We start from the raw sequence: 3348 nt of genomic DNA, 5'->3' as shown, positions 1-3348 counted from the left end.
GGCATCGGCTACACCGGCGGCACCATCCGCGACTTAAGCCAACGCGCCCTCGACTACACGCCGCCGCTGCCCGACAACGCGCCCGAATCCGAACGCAAACAATACGGCCAAGCCGACCGCTTCAGCCGCTTTATCGATGACGAACTCTCCGCCCTGCTCGACAGCAAATACCGCATCGACACCCAAAACCAAGCCGTCTTCGGCCATTCGTTCGGCGCACTGTACGGCCTCTATTCCCTATTTACCCGCCCCGAACGATTCCGCCATTATTTGCTGGTGTCACCGTCTATCTGGTGGCAAGACCGCCGCGTACTCGATTGGCTGCCCGACACTTTGCCACAAGGAATCGGCATCCGCCTTGGCGCAGGCGAACATGAAGGCAGAAACAACCGCCCCGACCAAACCAGCAGCGGCATGGTTGCACAAGCCAAAATTCTTGCCGGCACTTTGCACCACCTCGGTGCGGATGTCCGCTTTACCCTCTACCCCAACGCCAATCACGGCAACGCCCCGTTTTACGCCCTGACCGACTGCATCGAATATTTGCGCAACGTATGGCAGCGTTAAAGCAGGTTTGCCAAACATTGAGGCCGTCTGAAACGCAAACTTAGAAGCGTATTGAACCTATCGGATCAATTTAAAACCCTCCAAAATCCAATTATAAAAAGGCCGTCTGAAATCTATTGTTCAGACGGCCTTTGATATACGGTTTGCCAATCAGCCATTATCCCTGCTTTTTCCATTCCAAAGCCAAATCATACAGCGCCTTTTTATTCTCGCCGGTAATCTTGGCGGCAAGCTCGGCTGCTTGTTTGGTCGGCAACTCGGCCGCAAGGATTTTCATGGTGTTTTGCGCCGCTTCGGGCAAATCACTGTGCTTTTCTTTCACAGCAGGGTGCAACACCAGCACCATCTCGCCGCGCGTTTGGTTGCTGTCGTTTTTAAGGGCGGCTTGGATTTCGGCAACCGTACCGCTGAGAAAGGTTTCAAATGTTTTGGTGATTTCGCGCGCCAAAGTCAAACGGCGTTCGGGAAACTGCGCGGCCATATCCGCAAGGCTTGCTTCGATACGGTGCGGCGTTTCAAACATCACAATCGGAAAATCGGCTTCCGCCCATTTGGCCAGCAGCTTTTGGCGTTCGCCGGCCTTAGGCGGCAGGAAACCATTGAAGTAAAAATCGGATTCCGTCACACCGGCCACGCTCAACGCCCCCATGACCGCGCTTGCGCCGACCACAGGCACCACTTTAAATCCGGCTTCGCGCACGCGGGCGGCAAGTTTCGCACCCGGATCGCAAACCGCAGGCGTACCCGCATCCGAAACTTGGGCGACGCTCAGGCCGTCTGAAAGATGGGCGATGATTTTATCGGCCATTTGTTGCTCGTTGTGTTCGCGAACGCTCACGAGTTTGCCCTGAATACCGTACGCACTCAAAAGCTGGGCGGTAACACGGGTATCCTCGGCGCAGATAATGTCGGCCTTTTGCAGCACGGCCAGTGCGCGCAACGTTATGTCGGCTAAATTGCCGATGGGTGTGGCAACAACGTATAATATCTGTTTTTCGATGCTGTCGACGGCTTTTTGCAGGTGTTTTGTGTACATAGATTCAAGGCCGTCTGAAACGGCGTCTCTTTAAAAACAATGATTATATAACGGGTAAACTTTTCATGCGCTTAAACCACAAACAGGGGGCGGCGGCCGAAGATGCGGCACTGGCGTTCCTACAGGCCAAAGGCTGCTCGCTGCTGGCACGGAACTGGCATTGTGCCTACGGCGAAATCGATTTAATCGTCAAAAACGGCGGTACGATTGTGTTTGTTGAAGTAAAATACCGCAAAAACCGAGGTTTCGGTGGTGCCGCATACAGCATCTCGCCGTCCAAATTATTGAAATTGCAACGAAGTGTAGAGTATTATCTGCAAAAGCACGGGTTAAACCATGCGCCCTGCCGCCTAGACGCGGTACTGATTGAAGGCGACGGTCAACCCGAATGGATTCAAAATATTACAGGTTAACCTCATGACAACATTACAAGAACGCGTTTCCGCGCATTTTGCCGAGAGCATCCGCGCCAAGCAGGAAGCCGAAAAAGTACTGGTCGAGCCGACCGCACAGGCTGCCGAGCTGATGCTGCAATGCCTGATGAACGACGGTAAAATCCTGGCCTGCGGCAACGGTGGTTCGGCTGCCGACGCTCAACACTTCGCCGCAGAAATGACCGGCCGTTTTGAAAAAGAACGCATGGAATTGGCCGCTGTCGCGCTGACGACAGACACCTCCGCCCTGACCGCCATCGGCAACGACTACGGTTTCGACCATGTATTCAGCAAACAAGTGCGCGCACTCGGACGTGCAGGCGACGTATTGGTCGGCATCTCCACCTCCGGCAATTCCGCCAACGTCATCGAAGCCATCAAAGCCGCACACGAGCGCGACATGCACGTCATCGCCATGACCGGCCGCGACGGCGGAAAAATCGCTGCCATGCTCAAAGATACCGACGTTTTGCTCAACGTCCCTTATCCGCGCACTGCCCGCATTCAAGAAAACCATATTTTGCTGATTCACGCCATGTGCGACTGCATCGACTCCGTCCTGCTTGAAGGCATGTAACCCTTTCTTTTCAGACGGCCCATCCCTTAGAGGCCGTCTGAACGCCCACCCGTCCATACCCAAGGAAAAGGATATGAAGAATATCAAACGCTACGCCCTCCCCGTTCTGACAGCGACCCTCTTGAGCCTGAGTCTGAGCGGCTGCGTCGGCGCACTGATCGGCGGTGCAGCCGTCGGCACCAAATCCGCCGTCGACCGCCGCACCACCGGTGCGCAAACCGACGACAACGTTATGGCCCTGCGCGTCGAAACCACCGCACGCTCCTACCTGCGCCAAAACAACCAAGTCCAAGGCTACAAGCCCAAACTGAACGTTGTCGGCTACAACCGCCACCTGCTCCTGCTCGGCCAAGTGGCCACCGAAGGCGAAAAACAATTTGTTGAACGCATCGCCCGCTCCGAACAAGCCGCAGAAGGCGTGTACAACTACATTACCGTTGCCTCACAAGCGCGTTCGTTCGGTGATGTGACCAACGATACTTGGGGTACATCCAAAGTCCGCGCCACCCTGTTGGGCCTCAGCCCGGCCACCCAAGCACGCGTCAAAATCGTGACTTACGGCAACGTGACCTATGTGATGGGCATTCTCACGCCTGACGAGCAAGCCCGCGTGACCCAAAAAGTCAGCACGACCGTCGGCGTACAAAAAGTCGTGACCCTCTATCAAAACTACGTTGCCAACTGATTCACAGGCAACCCGGGGCCGTCTGAATATTCAGACGGCCATTCCTCCA

General features: G+C 55.3%; 5 protein-coding genes. 4 read left to right on the top strand and 1 reads right to left on the bottom strand.

Features of this window, described 5'->3' with window-relative positions; all coding sequences use genetic code 11:
* A partial coding sequence (locus ACTHUE_RS13615) for an alpha/beta hydrolase (RefSeq protein ID WP_440423739.1) occupies positions 1-567 on the top strand: 567 nt, incomplete at its 5' end.
* Positions 568-724: 157 nt separating this feature from the next.
* Here the strand turns inward: ACTHUE_RS13615 and rsmI are convergent.
* The gene (gene rsmI, locus ACTHUE_RS13610; protein ID WP_150540687.1) at positions 725-1603 is read right to left on the bottom strand and encodes a 16S rRNA (cytidine(1402)-2'-O)-methyltransferase; all 879 of its coding nucleotides are present in this window, start codon (positions 1601-1603) and stop codon (positions 725-727) included.
* Positions 1604-1668: 65 nt separating this feature from the next.
* Here rsmI and ACTHUE_RS13605 point away from each other — a divergent pair, with 65 nt between their 5' ends.
* The 3 genes from ACTHUE_RS13605 (at position 1669) to ACTHUE_RS13595 (ending at position 3299) form a co-directional block, all read left to right on the top strand.
* A complete protein-coding gene (locus ACTHUE_RS13605; RefSeq protein WP_070695194.1) occupies positions 1669-2016 on the top strand; it encodes a YraN family protein in 348 nt (115 codons plus the stop codon).
* A 4-nt stretch (positions 2017-2020) separates the two neighbouring features.
* On the top strand, positions 2021-2614 hold the full coding sequence (locus tag ACTHUE_RS13600) for a phosphoheptose isomerase (protein ID WP_003749391.1): 594 nt from the start codon (positions 2021-2023) through the stop codon (positions 2612-2614).
* Positions 2615-2687: 73 nt separating this feature from the next.
* Positions 2688-3299 (top strand): BON domain-containing protein, encoded by a 612-nt coding sequence (locus ACTHUE_RS13595; protein WP_070461240.1) that lies wholly within the window; start codon positions 2688-2690, stop codon positions 3297-3299.
* Positions 3300-3348: the final 49 nt, after the last annotated feature.

It is taken from the genome of Neisseria sp. P0021.S005 (genome assembly GCF_051956955.1).
Note: the sequence above shows the minus strand (reverse complement) of the source record. Positions and strands in the feature narration are given on the sequence as shown.